At 33.0% G+C, this 17,614-nt stretch carries 18 protein-coding genes; 5 read left to right on the forward strand and 13 right to left on the reverse strand.

All coding sequences use genetic code 11. The features are described from left to right. The first annotated feature begins 17 nt into the window (after positions 1-17). Entirely contained in the window at positions 18-701 is a 684-nt protein-coding gene (aqpZ, locus tag ACOQOS_RS20265; RefSeq protein WP_420572305.1) for an aquaporin Z, read from the forward strand. Positions 702-808: 107 nt separating this feature from the next. Beyond that, complete coding sequence (locus ACOQOS_RS20270; protein WP_420572306.1) at positions 809-1,327, forward strand: DUF4136 domain-containing protein; 519 nt, start codon at positions 809-811, stop codon at positions 1,325-1,327. Positions 1,328-1,394: 67 nt separating this feature from the next. Here the strand turns inward: ACOQOS_RS20270 and ACOQOS_RS20275 are convergent, their stop codons facing one another. From ACOQOS_RS20275 to ACOQOS_RS20285, 3 genes are read right to left on the reverse strand one after another with little or no spacing between them, the layout of a single operon-like run. Beyond that, a complete protein-coding gene (locus ACOQOS_RS20275; protein ID WP_420572307.1) occupies positions 1,395-2,015 on the reverse strand; it encodes a hypothetical protein in 621 nt (206 codons plus the stop codon). A 30-nt stretch (positions 2,016-2,045) separates the two neighbouring features. After that, the gene (gene murB / locus ACOQOS_RS20280) at positions 2,046-3,059 is read right to left on the reverse strand and encodes a UDP-N-acetylmuramate dehydrogenase (protein WP_420575166.1); all 1,014 of its coding nucleotides are present in this window, start codon (positions 3,057-3,059) and stop codon (positions 2,046-2,048) included. 21 nt (positions 3,060-3,080) lie between these two features. After that, complete coding sequence (locus ACOQOS_RS20285) at positions 3,081-4,271, reverse strand: pyridoxal phosphate-dependent aminotransferase (RefSeq protein WP_420572308.1); 1,191 nt, start codon at positions 4,269-4,271, stop codon at positions 3,081-3,083. Between the two features lie 152 nt (positions 4,272-4,423). Between ACOQOS_RS20285 and ACOQOS_RS20290 the strand changes: the two genes are divergently transcribed. Then, a complete protein-coding gene (locus ACOQOS_RS20290) occupies positions 4,424-5,779 on the forward strand; it encodes an aspartyl protease family protein (protein WP_420572309.1) in 1,356 nt (451 codons plus the stop codon). Between the two features lie 210 nt (positions 5,780-5,989). On the opposite strand, the gene ACOQOS_RS20295 is transcribed toward ACOQOS_RS20290, so the two are convergent. Beyond that, positions 5,990-6,409 carry a DUF1573 domain-containing protein gene (locus tag ACOQOS_RS20295; protein ID WP_420575167.1) on the reverse strand — a complete coding sequence of 140 codons (420 nt, stop codon included), beginning with the start codon at positions 6,407-6,409 and terminating at the stop codon, positions 5,990-5,992. A gap of 191 nt (positions 6,410-6,600) precedes the next feature. On the opposite strand from ACOQOS_RS20295, the gene ACOQOS_RS20300 reads away from it, so the two are divergent. After that, positions 6,601-9,237 carry a valine--tRNA ligase gene (locus tag ACOQOS_RS20300; protein WP_420572310.1) on the forward strand — a complete coding sequence of 879 codons (2,637 nt, stop codon included), beginning with the start codon at positions 6,601-6,603 and terminating at the stop codon, positions 9,235-9,237. Positions 9,238-9,620: 383 nt separating this feature from the next. Here ACOQOS_RS20300 and ACOQOS_RS20305 read toward each other — a convergent pair whose 3' ends face one another. The 7 genes from ACOQOS_RS20305 to rsfS form a co-directional block, all read right to left on the reverse strand. Beyond that, a complete protein-coding gene (locus ACOQOS_RS20305) occupies positions 9,621-10,469 on the reverse strand; it encodes a CPBP family intramembrane glutamic endopeptidase (RefSeq protein ID WP_420572311.1) in 849 nt (282 codons plus the stop codon). Next, the gene (locus tag ACOQOS_RS20310) at positions 10,459-10,719 is read right to left on the reverse strand and encodes an acyl-CoA-binding protein (RefSeq protein WP_420572312.1); all 261 of its coding nucleotides are present in this window, start codon (positions 10,717-10,719) and stop codon (positions 10,459-10,461) included. The genes ACOQOS_RS20305 and ACOQOS_RS20310 overlap by 11 nt, the downstream gene beginning before the upstream one ends. Next, positions 10,719-11,366: a phosphatidylserine decarboxylase family protein gene (locus tag ACOQOS_RS20315; protein ID WP_420572313.1), complete on the reverse strand. Its 648-nt coding sequence runs from the start codon at positions 11,364-11,366 to the stop codon at positions 10,719-10,721. Before ACOQOS_RS20315 ends, ACOQOS_RS20310 begins: the two co-directional genes overlap by 1 nt. Continuing rightward, positions 11,356-12,177, reverse strand: a complete 822-nt coding sequence (locus ACOQOS_RS20320; protein ID WP_420572314.1) for a phosphatidate cytidylyltransferase — start codon at positions 12,175-12,177, stop codon at positions 11,356-11,358. The genes ACOQOS_RS20315 and ACOQOS_RS20320 overlap by 11 nt, the downstream gene beginning before the upstream one ends. 1 nt (position 12,178) lies before the next feature. Beyond that, a complete protein-coding gene (locus tag ACOQOS_RS20325) occupies positions 12,179-12,787 on the reverse strand; it encodes an LUD domain-containing protein (RefSeq protein WP_420572315.1) in 609 nt (202 codons plus the stop codon). 113 nt (positions 12,788-12,900) lie between these two features. Next, positions 12,901-14,838, reverse strand: coding sequence for an ATP-dependent zinc metalloprotease FtsH (ftsH, locus tag ACOQOS_RS20330; RefSeq protein ID WP_420572316.1), 1,938 nt, complete (start codon positions 14,836-14,838; stop codon positions 12,901-12,903). Between the two features lie 18 nt (positions 14,839-14,856). Continuing rightward, on the reverse strand, positions 14,857-15,228 hold the full coding sequence (gene rsfS / locus ACOQOS_RS20335) for a ribosome silencing factor (protein WP_007096979.1): 372 nt from the start codon (positions 15,226-15,228) through the stop codon (positions 14,857-14,859). A gap of 93 nt (positions 15,229-15,321) precedes the next feature. Here rsfS and ACOQOS_RS20340 point away from each other — a divergent pair, with 93 nt between their 5' ends. Beyond that, positions 15,322-16,053 carry a biotin--[acetyl-CoA-carboxylase] ligase gene (locus ACOQOS_RS20340; RefSeq protein ID WP_420572317.1) on the forward strand — a complete coding sequence of 244 codons (732 nt, stop codon included), beginning with the start codon at positions 15,322-15,324 and terminating at the stop codon, positions 16,051-16,053. Between the two features lie 412 nt (positions 16,054-16,465). Here the strand turns inward: ACOQOS_RS20340 and ACOQOS_RS20345 are convergent, their stop codons facing one another. Next, positions 16,466-16,858 (reverse strand): SRPBCC family protein, encoded by a 393-nt coding sequence (locus tag ACOQOS_RS20345; protein ID WP_420572318.1) that lies wholly within the window; start codon positions 16,856-16,858, stop codon positions 16,466-16,468. A gap of 108 nt (positions 16,859-16,966) precedes the next feature. Continuing rightward, entirely contained in the window at positions 16,967-17,611 is a 645-nt protein-coding gene (gene pyrE / locus ACOQOS_RS20350; RefSeq protein ID WP_420572319.1) for an orotate phosphoribosyltransferase, read from the reverse strand. Positions 17,612-17,614: the final 3 nt, after the last annotated feature.

The raw sequence follows: 17,614 nt of genomic DNA on the forward strand, positions 1-17,614 counted from the left end.
AATAAAACATATATATTATGAAGAAGTATTTTGCAGAGATTTTTGGAACATTCTGGCTTGTGTTTGGAGGTTGTGGAAGCGCAATTTTTGCAGCAACCACAGATTACGGAATTGGATATGCTGGTGTGGCATTAGCTTTTGGACTTACCGTATTAACAATGGCTTATGCTGTTGGACATATTTCGGGAGGACATTTTAATCCAGCTGTTTCCATAGGACTTTGGGCTGGAGGAAAGTTTTCAGGTAAAAATTTGCCTGGCTATATTGTTTCTCAACTCGTCGGAGCTATCTTGGCAGCAGCAGCACTGTATTTAATTGTGTCTGGAAAGTCAGGTTTTACAGATGTAGGCGGTTTTGCTGCAAATGGCTATGATAACTTGTCGCCAGATAAGTATTCTATGATGTCTGCTTTTGTCGCTGAATTTTTACTCACAGCTTTTTTCTTATTAGTGATTCTAGGAAGTACAAACGAAAGAGCTCCAAAAGGATTTGCACCAATAGCAATTGGATTGTGTCTAACATTGATTCACTTAATTAGTATTCCTATTACAAATACTTCTGTAAACCCAGCACGTTCTACAAGTCAAGCATTATTTGCAGGAGGCGATTATTTGCCACAAACTTGGTTGTTTTGGGTAGCGCCAATATTGGGAGCAATAGTAGCTGGATTTATTCATAAAGCATTATTTGATAAAGAATAATTAAAATAATAATATAAAGTTAAAAATCCTGTTTTTCCCATGAAACAGGATTTTTTGTGGAATAATTATTGCTATCTTGTGATTGGTTTTTAATGAAAAGAAACGCTATGAAGTATTTAGGAACACTTTTACTATTGATCTTGTTTGTAGGCTGTACAGCACCAAGAGTTGTATATGATTATGATAGAAATACAAGTTTTGAAACGTATAAAACCTATAATTTTTATCCTGATATTAAAACTGGATTGAGTGATTTAGATAACAAACGACTGTTTCGTCAAGCAGATTCTATTCTGCAATCGCGCGGTTTTGTGCGAACGGCAACTCCCGATTTTTATATTAATATTGAAGCAAGCGCTTTTCAACCCGATCAAAATGGTGGTGTTGGTGTAGGTGTTGGCGGTGGTGGACGTAATGTTGGCGGCGGAATTTCTATTGGTTTGCCTGTTGGATCAAAACACAACCAACAATTGGTGTTTGATTTTGTAGATGTTCGCAAAGATGAATTGTATTGGCAAGCCATTGCGGAAGGCTATTACAAAGAAAAAGCAACGCCAGAAGAGCGTGAAGCTTATTTTAGAATGATCATACTGAAAATTCTGAAAGGATATCCAATCAAGAAATAGACAAAGTGTTTTACGGTTGAGTTGTAAATGCAGTTTATGTATTTGATACGAAACTTTCTGCTAGATTCTATTCGGTACAGTACACATTATAATCTTCGACAAGTTGCCTGATCGATTTTTTGTCATAAGCATCGTCTTTAATATCTTCTACCAAAAGTGGACAATCTTTAAAATATGCGATCATTTTTCGCTTCCAATTTTTATCAGACCACGATAGTTTGATAGGAACTAATTCATCAGTGTTTTTTCTTTTCAAATAATACCCAATAACTGCATCTTTATATTTATAATCTTTATGATAGTCAGTTCCCTCAACAATCGTTTTTTTCGGATCTTTTACGCGTCTTTTTGTGGTTCGTACATACAACATGACATCTCCATAAATAAGGATTTCTAGAAGTTTTGGTTTTCTTTTTTTATTTATTTTCCAGTATTCTAGTACTTGATCTTGATAACTTCTATATAAGCGAACACTTTTCACCATTGTTGCATCCCATGTATCTGGAGTGCTGTCTCGATCCATAGTGAACAAGATTTGGTTGTTTTTTTTGATTTTACAAAATCCAACAAACGAAGTACTGTCTTTAAAAACTACTTCACATTCTTGAAATTCTTTTTCACCATGTACTTGTGCTGCGCAGATTGATGACAGTAGTAAGATGAAAAGTAGTTGTATCTGTTTTAACATGAATTGGGTTTTAGGGAATATTTTTTAGTATTAAATCACATTCACTTCTGCTTCTATAGTAATATGGAATTTCTCTAAAACAGTTTTTTGTATTTTTTTGGATAAAGCTAAAATTTCTGCGCCAGTAGCATTGTCATAATTCACTAATACCAATGCTTGATTTTTATGTACACCAGCATCTCCAAAACGTTTTCCTTTAAAACCACATTGCTCAATGAGCCAACCTGCAGGAACTTTAATTTCTGTATCAGACACTACATAATGCGGCACTTTTTCATGTTTCTGTAGTAAAATATCAAACTCAGCTTTTGAAATGATTGGATTCTTAAAGAAACTTCCACTGTTTCCAATTTCTTTTGGATCTGGTAATTTTCGTTGACGAATGGCAATGACGGCATCACTAACATCTTTTATCGTTGGGTTTGTGATGTTGTTACTTTCCAATTCTTGTTGAATGGCGCCGTAGGAAGTATTGAGTTTATGAACACTTGATGTTAATTTAAAAACAACCGAAGTGATGATGTATTTTCCTTTGGCTTCATTTTTAAAAATTGAATTTCGATACCCAAACTTACAATCTTCAAGCGTGAATGTTTTTTCTTCTTGTGTTTCAATATCTATTGCTGTACAGTGAGAAAAAACATCTTTCAGTTCTACACCATACGCGCCAATATTCTGAATTGGAGAAGTTCCTACATTTCCTGGAATCAAGGACAAATTTTCAACGCCGCCATAATTTTTTTCAATACACCAAAGGACAAATTCATGCCAATTTTCTCCAGCTTGAATTTCTACTCCAACAAAATCTGACGAAGCAAATACAGGTTCTTTTCCTTTAAAATTTATGTGTAATACAGGAATTTCTAAGTCACGAGTTAAAAGCATATTACTGCCACCACCAAGTACAAAATATTCAGAAAATTGTGGTAGCTGTAAAGCTTCAATCAATTCTTGCTTGTTGGAAACAGAAATAAAATATTTTGCCTTAGCATCAATACCAAACGTATTGAATTCTTTTAAAGAAACGTTATGTTGTATAGTAATCAAATAGTCGTTTTTAAACAATTAGGCGTTGTAAGCGATTAAAGCTTCCTTTAAAATCCTTACTGCGGTAATTAAATCTTCTTTCTTTAATACGTAGGCAATTCGAACTTGATTCAAACCAATACCTGGCGTAGAATAGAATCCTGCTGCAGGCGCAACCATAATAGTTTCTCCATTTAGATCATATTTCTCTAAAAGCCATTGAGCAAAATCATCAGCACTTTCTACAGGTAATTCGGCAATACAATAAAAAGCACCTTTCGGATTTGCTACACGAACACCTTCAATTTTTTGTAATTCTGAAACTAAGGTATTTCTACGTTCTACATATTCTTCAATGACATCATCAAAATAGCTTTGTGGAGTTTCTAATGCCGCTTCACTAGCAATTTGTGCATAGGTTGGTGGCGATAAACGCGCTTGAGCAAATTTCAAAGCAGTAGCCATAAATTCTTTGTTTTTGGAAACAATACAACCAATTCGTGCGCCACACATGCTATAACGTTTCGATACAGAATCAATCACAATCGCATTTTCTTCCAATCCAGCTTCTTCCATTACTGAATAATGAGTCAATCCGTCATAAGCGAATTCACGATACACTTCATCAGCAATTAAAAACAAATCATGTTTTTTTACAATGCGTGCTAACTTTTGAATTTCTTCTTTAGAATATAAATATCCTGTTGGATTTCCAGGATTACAAATTAGGATAGCTTTTGTTTTTGGAGAGATTAATTTCTCAAACTCTTCAATTGGAGGCAATGCAAAATTATCTTCAATTTTAGAAATTACAGGAACAACCTTTACACCAGATGCTGTAGAGAATCCGTTGTAATTTGCGTAAAATGGCTCTGGAATAATAACTTCATCTCCAGCATCCATGATACTTCCAAACGTAAACAATAAAGCTTCACTTCCACCAGTAGTAACAATAATATCGTTGGCAGTTACATGAATATCATTTTTTGCGTAGTACGCTGCTATTTTAGTTCTGTATTCTTCAGAACCTTCAGAGCGACTATATGCGAGTACTTCAATAGTATTATTCTTGATAGCATCTAAGGCTACTTGAGGAGTTTTAATATCTGGTTGTCCGATATTTAAATGAAAAACTTTTGTACCACGTTTTTTAGCATCTTCAGCATAGGGAACCAATTTACGAATTGGCGATTGTGGCATGGCAATTCCTTTATTAGAAATAGTTGGCATAATCTAGAGTTTTAAGAATGACAAAATTGCAAAATATATTTTACATTTATATAAAATATTAGACATTTTAAACAACGTTAAAAAAAGTATAATATTCGCATAGAAAAAGGAAATTTTGTATATTAGTATGTTACCAAACTCCCTCTCAACTCTTGCAAGCAATAAAAAAACATATCATCATCCTTTTTATTTGTATTTGCGGTATTTCGCAAGCACAAAATGGTTTTAGAATTATTACAGGAAAAGACAAAGCAGCCGTTTCATTTAAATTAATCAATAATTTAATTGTAATACCTGTTGAGATTAATGGCGTAGAAATGTCTTTTCTGCTAGATTCAGGTGTAAATAAACCAATTATGTTTAGTTTGAATCCTGGAGATTCACTCTCTATTGAACAAAAAGAACGCATACATCTTCGTGGTTTAGGTTCTGGAGAAGCTATTGAAGCGGTAAAAGCAAGATCAGACTTTTTTAATGTTGGTGATATTCAAAAGCTAAATTTAGAACTGTATATCATTCTCGACCAAGATATTAATATGTCTACGCGTTTGGGTATTCCTATACACGGAATTATTGGATATGATGTGTTTAAAGATTTTATTGTGGAGATTAACTACAATACAGAGCGAATAAAATTTCACAATCCTGAAACTTATGAATATAGTAATTGTAGAAAGTGTACAGATTTACCGCTTACATTCCGAAACAATAAACCATATATTGATGTTGAAGTAGCGATTGAAGAAGATAAAGAACCAGATGTTCCCGTGAAATTATTGATAGATTCTGGCGGAAGTGATGCTTTGTGGCTTTTTGAAGAAGCGGCGAAAGGAATTACGATTCCTGAAAAGAAATTTGATGATTTCTTGGGAAGAGGATTAAGCGGAAGTATTTATGGAATGCGAGCGCGCGTAAAAAAGTTTAATATGGGGATTTTTTCTTTTGAAAACGCCAAAGTAGCATTTCCAGATTCTACAGCAATAGCTTATGTGAAAAACTTTAAAGAACGAAATGGAAGTATTGGCGGCGAAATTTTAAAACGTTTTAGAGTCATTTTTGATTATGGTAATCAAAGGATTCGCCTTAAGAAAAGTAAATATTTTTCAGATCCTTTCCGATACAATATGAGCGGAATTGAATTGCAACATAATGGAATGCGTGTCATTCAAGAAGTAAAAAAACGTAATAATTCTATTCATACTAACTACGGACGCGCAGGAAATAGTACAAATTTAGGAGAAGTAAGCGTTGTATATGAACACTACAATAAATTTAGCTTGGTGAAAGCATATGAAATTGCTGAAATCCGGAAAGATTCACCAGCTGGACTTGCTGGTCTCAAAGAAGGTGACATCATTGTATCTATCAATGGTCGTAAAGTAGATAGACTTTCATTAAGTAAGGTGACAGGAATGTTGGAAGGAAAAGAAAATAAAAAAATGCGCCTAAAAGTGCTTCGAGGCGATTTAGTTTTAAAGTTTGAATTTAGACTCAAAGAAGTACTTTAAGTTATAATCTGATTTAGGTTTTAGAATACAAATATCACTTTGTTTTTTTTAGATGTGACTCTTCTGTTTGGTTAAATAAACTACCGCTCGTAACAAATCTGCAAATTTATATTTCGATCATAACTTCTGAGAGTTCTTTAAACTTAAAACAAAAAAATGCCTTATCAAACTGACAAGACATTTTCATATAGTTTTTTATGATTTGAACGATTAAATCTCCGTTTTATCTTTCATCATAATACTTTTCTCTTTGCTAGGATCAACAATTTTTCCTTTAATCTTGATCGCTTTTGTTGGCTCGTCTGCATTAGAATATACTGTAATCGTTTTTCTAATTGGTCCAACACGCTTTGTATCATACTTCACTTCAATAACTCCGTTTTTACCAGGCAAAATTGGTGCATCTGGTTTTTTAGGAATTGTACAACCACAACTAGAGTATACTCTTGTGATAACCAATGGCGCATCACCTGTGTTTGTAAATTCGAAAACACGAACGCCATCCGCTCCTTTTTCGATAGTTCCGTAATCAATTACTTCTGTTTTAAATTTAATCTTTGCGGTTTTATCTTGTGCTTGTACGGCGAAGGTAAATAAACCGACAAATAATATTAATGCTATTCTTTTCATCATTCTTATTTTTAGTATTAGTGTAAAATTAGGTACTTATTTGTAATCTTACAAAAATTGTTCAACAAAATACAAACTAATCTGTATTAGCTGCACATATTTAACAATTAAATGCAAAAGTGATAAAACACTTTTTAAATAGTACAGATATAAGTACTTTTGCCAATTATTATTACAAAAACAATACCAAAATGAGTATTCAGAAAAAGTATGATCCAAGTAAGATCGAAGACAAATGGTACCAATATTGGATGGAGAATAAGTATTTCCATTCAGAACCAGACGAGCGTGAAGCGTATACAATAGTAATTCCGCCACCAAACGTCACAGGAGTCTTACACATGGGACACATGCTAAATAATACCATTCAAGATGTATTGATACGTCGCGCACGATTGAAAGGATACAACGCTTGTTGGGTTCCTGGAACTGATCATGCTTCTATTGCAACCGAAGCAAAGGTTGTAAATAAGCTGAAAGAAGAAGGAATCAAGAAATCAGATATTACGCGCGATGAGTTTTTAGACCATGCTTGGGAATGGACACATAAACACGGTGGAATCATTTTAGAGCAACTTAAAAAATTAGGAGCTTCTTGTGATTGGGACAGAACAAAGTTTACCATGGATGACGATATGTCAGAAGCGGTAATTAAAACGTTTGTCGATTTGTACAACAAAGGTTTGATTTATCGTGGATATCGTATGGTAAATTGGGATCCTGAAGCAAAAACAACCTTGTCTGATGAAGAAGTAATTTATGAAGAGAAACAAGGAAACTTGTATTATTTATCATATGCAATAGAAGGAAGCGATGAAAAAGTAACGATTGCAACTACACGTCCAGAAACAATTTTGGGAGATACAGCCATTTGTATCAATCCAAATGATGAGCGTTACACACATTTAAAAGGTAAAAAAGCAATTGTTCCTTTAGTAAATAGAGTGATTCCTATTATTGAAGATGAATATGTAGATATTGAATTTGGTACAGGTTGTTTAAAAGTAACGCCTGCACACGATGAAAATGATAAAGCACTAGGAGAGAAGCACAATTTGGAAGTAATTGATATTTTCAATGATGATGCTACGTTGAATAGTTTCGGATTGCATTATGAAGGAAAAGATCGTTTTGTAGTTCGTAAAGAAATCTCCAAAGAGTTAGAAGAAAAAGGATTCTTAATAAAAACGGAACAACATATCAACAAAGTTGGAACGTCAGAACGTACCAAAGCTGTCATTGAACCAAGATTATCTGATCAGTGGTTCTTAAAAATGGAAGATTTGGTGAAACCAGCTATTAGCGCGGTTTTAGATGAAGATAGTGACATCAATTTGTTCCCAAAAAAGTTTGAAAATACATACCGTCATTGGATGGAAAATATTCGTGATTGGAATATTTCTCGTCAGCTTTGGTGGGGACAACAAATTCCTGCCTACTATTTTGGCGATGGAAAAGAAGATTTTGCTGTTGCTGAAACGAAAGAAGCAGCATTGGCTTTGGCAAAAGCAACCACAGGTAATGCAGAGTTGACAATGGACGATTTGCGTCAGGATGAAGATGCGCTTGATACTTGGTTTTCTTCTTGGTTATGGCCAATTAGTGTTTTTGATGGGATTTGTAATCCAGAAAATGAAGAAATTAAATATTACTATCCAACAAATGACTTGGTAACTGGACCAGATATTTTATTTTTCTGGGTTGCCCGAATGATTATTGCTGGATATGAATACCGCGACATGAAACCTTTTACGAATGTATATCTTACGGGATTGGTTCGTGATAAGCAAGGTCGTAAAATGTCAAAATCATTAGGAAATTCACCTGATGCTTTGAAGTTGATAGAAGAATTTGGAGCTGATGGAGTTCGTGTTGGATTACTGTTAAGTTCTGCAGCAGGAAATGATTTATTATTTGATGAATCTTTATGCGATCAAGGAAAGAAGTTTGCTAATAAAATCTTTAATGCATACAACTTAACGCAAATTTGGGAAGTAAGCGAAACTGTTGAACAACCAGAAGTTGCAAAGCTAGCTATAGATTGGTTCCAGTCTAAGTTCCAGAAAGCAATGGTAGAATTGGAAGATCAATATAGCAAATACAGAATCTCTGATGCTTTAATGATTACCTATAGATTAGTTTGGGATGATTTCTGTTCTTGGTTCTTGGAAATGGTAAAACCAACATATGGTTCTCCTATTGATAAGAAAACCTATGATACAGTGATTTCGTTATTTGAAGATATCTTAAAAGTATTGCATCCGTTTATGCCTTTCCTTTCGGAAGATATTTGGCAACGTATGAAAACACGTTCTGAAGAAGATGCTTTAGTAATTGCAAGTTGGCCAGAAACGACTGAAGTTATTGAAGAATTATTAAGTGATTTTGAGATGATTCAAAATGTAGTTTCAGGAATCAGAACCATTCGTAAAGAGAAAAATATAGCAAATAAAGATGCGATCTCTTTGACGATTGTAAATAATGAAAAATCAACGACTGGTTTAGATGCTGTAATTGCAAAACTTGGAAATGTTGAAAGTATTAATTATAGTGATGAGAAGTTAGAAGGCGCATTGTCTTTCCGTGTAAAGTCGAATGAATATTTTATTCCGATGGAAGGTGCGATTGATATTGAGGCAGAAATTGAAAAATTAACGAAAGAACTTGAATATGTAGAAGGTTCGTTAAAAATAGCACAAAAAAAGCTTTCTAATGAGCGTTTTGTAAGCAATGCACCAGAACAAGTTGTTGCTAATGAAAAACAAAAAGAAGCAAACGCTATTGCTAAAATAGAAACGTTAAAAGCAAGTTTGGCTTCACTTAAATAATGTATCAATGTAGCAGTTTTTTAATTTGCTAATTTGAAGATTATACAATTTAAAAATGTCACATCAAAGGCAAAAGAGAAGTTATAAAGACATCTCGACTGCGCTCGATGTGACATTTTTGTTTTTGAAATTGAAAGATTAAATGATTGAAAAGATTAAAAAAATATCTTCATATGTCATGCTGAACTTGATTCAGCATCTCATAAAGCCAAGAAAAATCGAAAATCAAAAATCTACAACCAAAAACGTCTCTTCGAGTGTTTTTTTTCGTTATGAAATGGAGAAAAAATATATCAAGAAGTTTTTTTAAACGATGTGTTTATCAAAAAATCAAATCTAAGTTGATCTAAAGTCGTCTAATAAGTCTAAAAATCTAAGTAAGTCTAAGCAATTTGCTTCCTATAATACCGATCAATTAGAAAGATTACAACGATCATAATGAGTGTTGCTAACAGTGAACCTTCAAAACCAAAACTACCGCCGTTTAAAAGATTATCTTCCGTTCGTGTTTGCTGAATCATGGAATAAAACGTTTGTCCACTTACTTCAAAACCAAAAATCGGTCCTTGAAAAAAGTTCCAGCTAAAGTGTAGCGCAATAGGAAACCATAAGTTTTTTGTGTAGATATATGTAATTCCCAAGAGAATTCCTGCCAAGAATAAATTTAGTACAGGAACGAATGCCATATTTGGGTTCAGTGAATGTAACGCTGTAAAAATAATGGAAGAAATAACTAAGGCAACGTACTTATTATTTGTTTCAAGCAATTGATTTAAAATGTAACCTCTACATAAAATCTCTTCCATCAATGAAACGGAAATAAAAAATACAATGCTGTATAAAATGTCTTTTGCTTTTATATTGTATGCATTAAAGGTAATTGCTTGTAAATTTTCTAACAAAAGATATCCAAAAGCCATTACTATAAAACCTAAAAAGATACCAAAGAGTATGTCTTTCCATCTATTTTTTACATCAAAACCTAAGGATGTAAAAGGAATTTTATCTACATATTTAGTAAATATCCAAACACTAAAAATGGTTCCTGCCAATTGAAATAAATGACCAATAACTCGTGTGGATAATGTATGTAATTTAGGAGAAAACTCTGTTGCTTCAGGAATTAGAAGTATATGTATAAGTTCAAAAACGATCAGAAAGCAAAACCATGTAATTAGAAATAAACAAAGTTTTAACCAAGTTGGTAAGAAAACTGTAGTATTAGCCTTCAAAATATGAATTTACCAATTCGATATATGCTTTTTTAGCTTCGTCAGGCGAAATGTCTTGAGTTTGTAGTAATGCATTCATTTTAAATGCATTAATAATTGGACGACTACTGCTAGGTTTGTCGTCATTATTGGTTGCTCTTTTAAAGTACGCATATAATCGTAATAGAAAGTCGGCAGGAAATGCTTCCGTGCTATTATTGACGCGTTCTACGGCTTCAAAAAATGTTATGTCTAATTCAGAAGTACTCATTATTTACTGGCAATTACATCTACACCGCCTTTTACTACTTGATTTAGTTTTACATTTATATTGGTATCTAATGGTAAATATAAATCTACACGCGATCCAAACTTGATAAATCCAGCATCTTCACCTTGAACAGCTTGCATGCCTTCTTCTGCATAATTTACGATTCTTTTTGCTAATGCACCAGCAATTTGTCGATATAAAATAGTTCCGTAAGTAGGATTATCAACAACAATGGTAGTGCGTTCGTTTTCTTCAGATGCTTTTGGATGCCAGGCAACTAAATATTTTCCTGGATGATATTTACTATACTTTACAGTTCCGCCAATTGCATAACGAGTTACATGTACATTTATTGGAGACATAAAGATTGAAACTTGTAAACGCTTGTCTTTGAAATATTCTTTTTCGAATACTTCTTCAATCACTACTACTTTTCCATCAACAGGAGCAATGACATGTTCATCATTTTTAGGAGTAGTGCGTTTTGGATTTCTAAAAAATTGAAGAATTAAAATTAAAAATACAACGGCAAGACCTTGTAGTCCATATTTAATCCAAGCTGTATCAATTTTATCAGCTGTAATAACAACGGCAGCAACAATAATAAATGTTACGATAATGATTTTGTAACCTTCTTTATGAAACATAGTGTAATATCTTTAAAAACAAATAAATAAATGGCGCTGAAAATATCATGCTATCCAATCGGTCAAAGATGCCACCATGTCCGGGCATTATTGATCCACTATCTTTTACATTGGCTTGTCTTTTAAATTTTGACTGAATTAAATCACCAATAGTTCCTATAGAACTGATAATGATCGCCAAGATAAGCCAACTGCTAAAACTTAAAGTTTGTGTAAATTTAGCTATAAAATAACTAGCAATACAAGAAAAGAGTAAACCTCCTAAAAATCCTTCAACGGTTTTCTTGGGAGAAATTCGTTCAAATAATTTTTGTCTTCCAAAATTTTTTCCTGTTAAATAAGCAAAAGAATCATTTACCCAAACTAAAATAAAACTTCCTAGTATGATCCATGGTTCATAGGTTTCTGTGACATTTGGAATGAGTAATAGAAACGCAAAACTGCTACTCATATAGAAAGTGGTGAGTAAGTATTTTTTAAACTTGAATTCTGGAATGATTTTTTTGGAGAATAAGTCTCTAATTAAAAATAGAGAGACAAACATAGAAAATACCAATAAGATTAATGTTGCTTCTTCAATTTTTACTGTTGGTTGTATTTGTTTCCAAAAAACAAATACACCAAGCATCACCAAAAAAACGATATATTGAATGAAACCTTTGAGTGCTATGAGTTTGCTAAATTCAAATAAACAAAGTAATCCAAATATAGTGAAGACAGCCAAGATAGCTATTTCAGATAAAAATACTGAAGTAATTAGTAATCCTACAAAAACTAATCCCGTTAAAGATCGTGTTAAAAATTCGTTCATTTTAGAGGTCTTCCAAGAGCAGCAAATATAGGTTTTTTGAGCTACTTCCATATGATAAAAAGTCCTTTTCTTCCTGTACTTGAAAATGTTTTATGGTAGTAATATTACTAGGAATGTTAGACTTGTATTTGTTTTTGATACCACGCAAACCTTCGCCAATAGCTCCAACTAGTTGGCTGGTTGTAGCAAGTACCACAAAATTATCTGGTAAATCGTTAAGTTTTTTCTCTTTTATTTGATTAGAACATACAAGGATAGAACCATTGTCGGCAATTAAATATTCGCAAGAAGATAAATAAAAGTTAGCATTCATATTGATACGTGAAAATTTCACGTCAAAATTATCAAAGCGTTCTTGAATTTGGTCGTCAAAACACAAAGCTTCTTTTCCTTCCCAACCATTTTCTATCAGAATGTTCTCTAAACTGTCATATACATCAGTTAAAGAATCACAGTATAGAAATTTACCTCCGTTTTTACGGAAATTAATAGTAAAACGCTCGTCAATTGGAAGCTCAATTTGCGGCATATATTTACCACGCTCATCTGCAGGATCGTTGTCCTGTTGAGGTTTTGATTTGGAGCCGAAAATTTTCTTAAAAAGACTCATAGAGTCAATCGTAGTTTAATATTTGGAAAAATTTAATGTAAAGATAAAAAAACTCGACTTATGCTAGCGATAAATCGAGATTTTTTAAAGGTAAATGTTTTGTTAAAGACGAACTATTCTTCTGAGTCGTCTGACTTATCAGATTTTACGAACGGTCTTGCTCCGAAAATTCCTTCCAAATCATCTTTAAAAATAACTTCTTTTTCTAAAAGTAATTCGGCAAGCTTAGTTAGTTTGTCTTTATTTTGTTCTAATATCTGAATTGCTCTTTGATATTGGTTTTCAATAATCTTAGAGATTTCTTCGTCAATAGTCTTTGCAGTTTCTTCACTATAAGGTTTAGAGAAACCATTATCATTTCCACTAGAATCGTAATATGTTAGGTTTCCAATTTTATCATTTAAACCATATACAGTTACCATTGCACGTGCTTGTTTGGTTACTTTTTCCAAATCGCTCAATGCTCCTGTAGAAATTTTATCAAAGATTACTTTTTCTGCAGCACGACCACCTAAGGTAGCACACATTTCGTCAAGCATTTGTTCTGTACGAACTAACATACGTTCTTCAGGTAAATACCAAGCAGCTCCTAATGATTGTCCTCTTGGAACAATTGTTACTTTTACCAATGGCGCAGCATGTTCTACTAACCAGCTTACTGTTGCGTGTCCAGCTTCATGGAAGGCAACTGTTTTCTTTTCGCCAGGTGTAATGATTTTATTTTTCTTTTCTAATCCACCAACAATTCTATCTACAGCATCCAGGAAATCTTGCTTTTCAACAGCTTTCTTTCCTTTTCTAGCAGCAATTAATGCAGCTTCATTACAAACATTTGCAATATCTGCTCCAGAGAAACCTGGTGTTTGTTTTGATAAGAAGTCAGTATCTAAATTATCAGCTTTTTTAAGTGGCTTTAAATGTACTTCAAAGATTTCTTTACGCTCACGAATGTCTGGAAGATCTACATAAATTTGTCTGTCAAAACGTCCAGCACGCATTAAAGCTTTATCTAAGATATCTGCGCGGTTTGTTGCAGCCATTACAATTACATTTGTATTGGTTCCAAAACCGTCCATTTCAGTTAATAACTGGTTTAATGTATTTTCGCGTTCGTCGTTTGAACCTGTAAAGTTATTTTTTCCACGCGCACGTCCAATTGCATCAATCTCATCAATAAAGATAATTGCAGGCGATTTTTCTTTTGCTTGTTTAAATAAGTCACGAACTCTAGACGCTCCAACACCTACAAACATTTCTACAAAGTCAGAACCTGAAAGCGAAAAGAAAGGTACTTTTGCTTCTCCAGCTACAGCTTTGGCAAGTAATGTTTTACCAGTTCCTGGAGGTCCTACCAATAATGCTCCTTTAGGAATTTTTCCTCCTAATGAAGTATATTTTTCAGGATTTTTAAGGAAGTCAACAATTTCTTGTACTTCTTCCTTGGCTCCTTCTAATCCAGCAACATCTTTAAATGATGTTTTCATGTCTGTTTTTTCATCAAACAGTTTTGCTTTCGATTTTCCGATGTTGAAAATTTGTCCACCGCCGCCGCCAGCGCCGCCGCCAGACATTCTACGCATGATAAAAATCCAAACGACAATAATTAATACAAAAGGTAAGATGCTAAAAATAAAACTAGAAATAGTATTGTCTACTCTTCCTGAAGTAATTTCAAAATCTAAATTAGAATCTTCTCTTGCTTTGTATAGTTTTTCAACGAAAATCTTTTTTTCTGGATATTTTACTGTAAAATCAGGGCTGTCTCCCATTAGGAAAAGACCAGATTTTTTATTGACAATACTTTTATAAACGTCTTTTTCAGCAGCTCCTTCTTTCAAGAAAATTTCAGCATAATCCATGTTGGTCATTACTCTAATTTTCTTGATGTCATTTTGTTTTACTAATTCTTCAAATTTAGTAAGTGACACCTTGTCGTCTCCGCCAGAATCGTTTGAAAATATTAGGAAAAGGAGAAAAACTCCGATTAAACCATAGATCCAATACGGACTGAACTTAGGTTTTTTTGTCATGTTATTGTTGTCTTTTGCCATTAAATCAAAATGTAATTTTTAATAATTTGCTTGAATAGAAGTCACCTTTGCGTCTCCCCAAAGTCCTTCTATATCATAAAATTCTCGGATATGTTTTTGGAACACGTGTACTACTACATTTACATAATCCATTAATACCCATTCAGCATTCTCAGCACCTTCAATGTGCCATGGCTTGTCTTTTAATTCTTTACTAACCATTTTTTGAACTGAACCTACAATGGCGTTTACCTGCGTATTAGAGGTACCATTGCATATTATAAAGTAGTCACAAACTGTATTGTCTATTTCGCGTAAGTCTAAGATGGTGATATCATTTCCTTTTACTTCTTCTATCCCTTTTATGATGCCCGTGATCAATTGATCCGTACTAACCTTAGTTTTTGTCATTCAATTAATTATATTTTATACAAAAGTATTACTTTTAAATGTTATTTGTAATTCTTTTATCATAAGAATATCTAAAGATTTTTTAAATATACGATGAAAATAATCAAACTTGATGCCATTGATTCCACAAATGCCTATTTACGTCAGCTTCATGTTGATGAAAAACTAGAAGATTTTACGATTATCATAGCACGTTCACAAACTGCAGGAAAAGGGCAGATGGGAACAAAATGGAGTTCAGAAGAAGGTAAAAACCTTACGTTTAGTGTGTTTAAAAAGGTTTCTTGTTTAGAGAATGATGAAGGTTTTTATATCAGCATAGCCACTTCATTGGCAATTTATAATGCGTTGAAGTATTTTCAAATTCCGAGATTAGCTATCAAATGGCCAAACGACATTTTGTCAGAGAATCAGAAAATATGTGGAATACTTATTGAAAATGTCATACAAAATAGCAAAATGACAGCAGCCATTATCGGAATTGGCCTGAATGTAAACCAAACAGATTTTGAGTCAATTTTTAATGCTTCTTCGTTGAAAAAAATTACAGGAATTCATTTTGACTTAGATGAAGTGATGTTTCAAATTGTATCACAATTAAAAAAATATTCAAAATTAATTACGGCAAGATCTTTTGACGTTCTCAAAGATGAATATGAAGATTTATTATTTCGAAAAAATAAACCTTCTACTTTTAAAAATAACAAAGGTGAAATGTTTATGGGCTTTATTCAAGGTGTTGCTGAAGATGGAAAACTGAATGTACTGCTAGAAGATGAAATTACAGCAACTTTTGATTTGAAAGAGATTAAGTTGTTGTATTAGTTAGACTCGCTTTGCTCTTGGATTGTCAGACACGCTTCGCTTTGGTATCGGCTTCGCCTGTTAGATCGCTTCGCTCTTAGTATATTGGTATTTTAGTAAGCACTACATCATTGGTATATTTTCACATTAAAAAAACGTTATTTTGATATCTATACCAAAAACAAATGGTTATACTAAAATAAGACTTTACACTTACGATTCGTCTTTACGAGCGATAGCGCGGTAATCTGTTTATTGTAATCCGTATTTGTTCTTTGAAGTATGAGATTGCTTCACTGCATTCGCAATGACGTATCATAACAACATTGCTACATTTTCAAATTGACACATTATTACATTGATACATTGTTACATAAAAAAAGCTGAACAAAGTTTTCTTCATTCAGCTTTAAATAATTTGTATGTTTTTTAACTATAATTTGCTCATATTTTCAGCAAGCGTATTGATAAATTTTCCAATAGGACCTTTAATCATCATAGCCATCATTGGATTAAAATCTCCTTCAAAAACCAATTGCGCTTCACTTTTACCAGCTTCTAGTTCCTGAATGTTTCCAGTAAGTGTAAAAGGTAATTTGTCGGATGCAGCACCTAATACAACTGTATTTGGAGGTGTACTTTCTTTTAATTTTAAAACAATTTCTGGCATTCCTTTCAAAGCAAAAAGAAATTTTCCTTCTGCTAATACTTCAAACTTACTAATGTTTTCAGGCATTAATTTTTCAAAGTTTTCTACATTCGTCAAAAAATCGTAAAGTTCTTGCGGTGATTTATTTACAGTGACTTTTGGGCTTTCTATATTCATCTGTCTATGTTTGTTTATATAATTTTGTCAGATGGAATTCGCCAATAACCATGCCGATTTGTTTAGGCTAGTCATGATGGCTCATCTCATATTGTTATTTTCGGTATTTTAATTAGCATTCCAATTTGCTGGATCTTTTCGCCAATTTTCTAAAGTTTCTAGTTCTCCAGACGTAATATAATTAGTATCTAAAGCTTGCTCTAAAAGATTTTCATAATTACTTAATGTGTTTAGATTTACATTAGCATCCTTGAAATTTTCTTTAGAAATATCAAAATTATAAGAGAAAATAGCCACCATACCTTTTACGTTTACTTCTGCTTCTTGCAAAGCTTTTACGGCATTCAAACTACTTTTTCCAGTACTAATTAAATCTTCAACAACGACTACATTTTGCCCTTTTTGAATGAATCCTTCTATTTGATTTTGTCTTCCATGCTTTTTAGCTTCTGGTCTAACATATACAAAAGGAAGTCCTAAATACTCTGCTACAAGGATTCCAATTCCAATAGCGCCAGTAGCTACTCCTGCAATTACATCAGGCTTTCCATATTCTTTTTCAATATGCTTGGCAAATTGTTCTCTTAAATAATTTCGTATCGGAGGAAACGATAGTGTAATTCTGTTGTCACAGTATATTGGCGATTTCCAACCTGAAGCCCATGTGAAAGGTTCTTGTGGTTGTAATTTAATTGCATTAATTTGCAACAATAATTCGGCAGTCTTTTTAGCTGTATTCTTATCAAAAATCATAAT

The sequence above is a fragment of the Kordia sp. genome, assembly GCF_965224175.1.
In the GTDB taxonomy this organism is placed as follows: Bacteria; Bacteroidota; Bacteroidia; order Flavobacteriales; family Flavobacteriaceae; genus Kordia.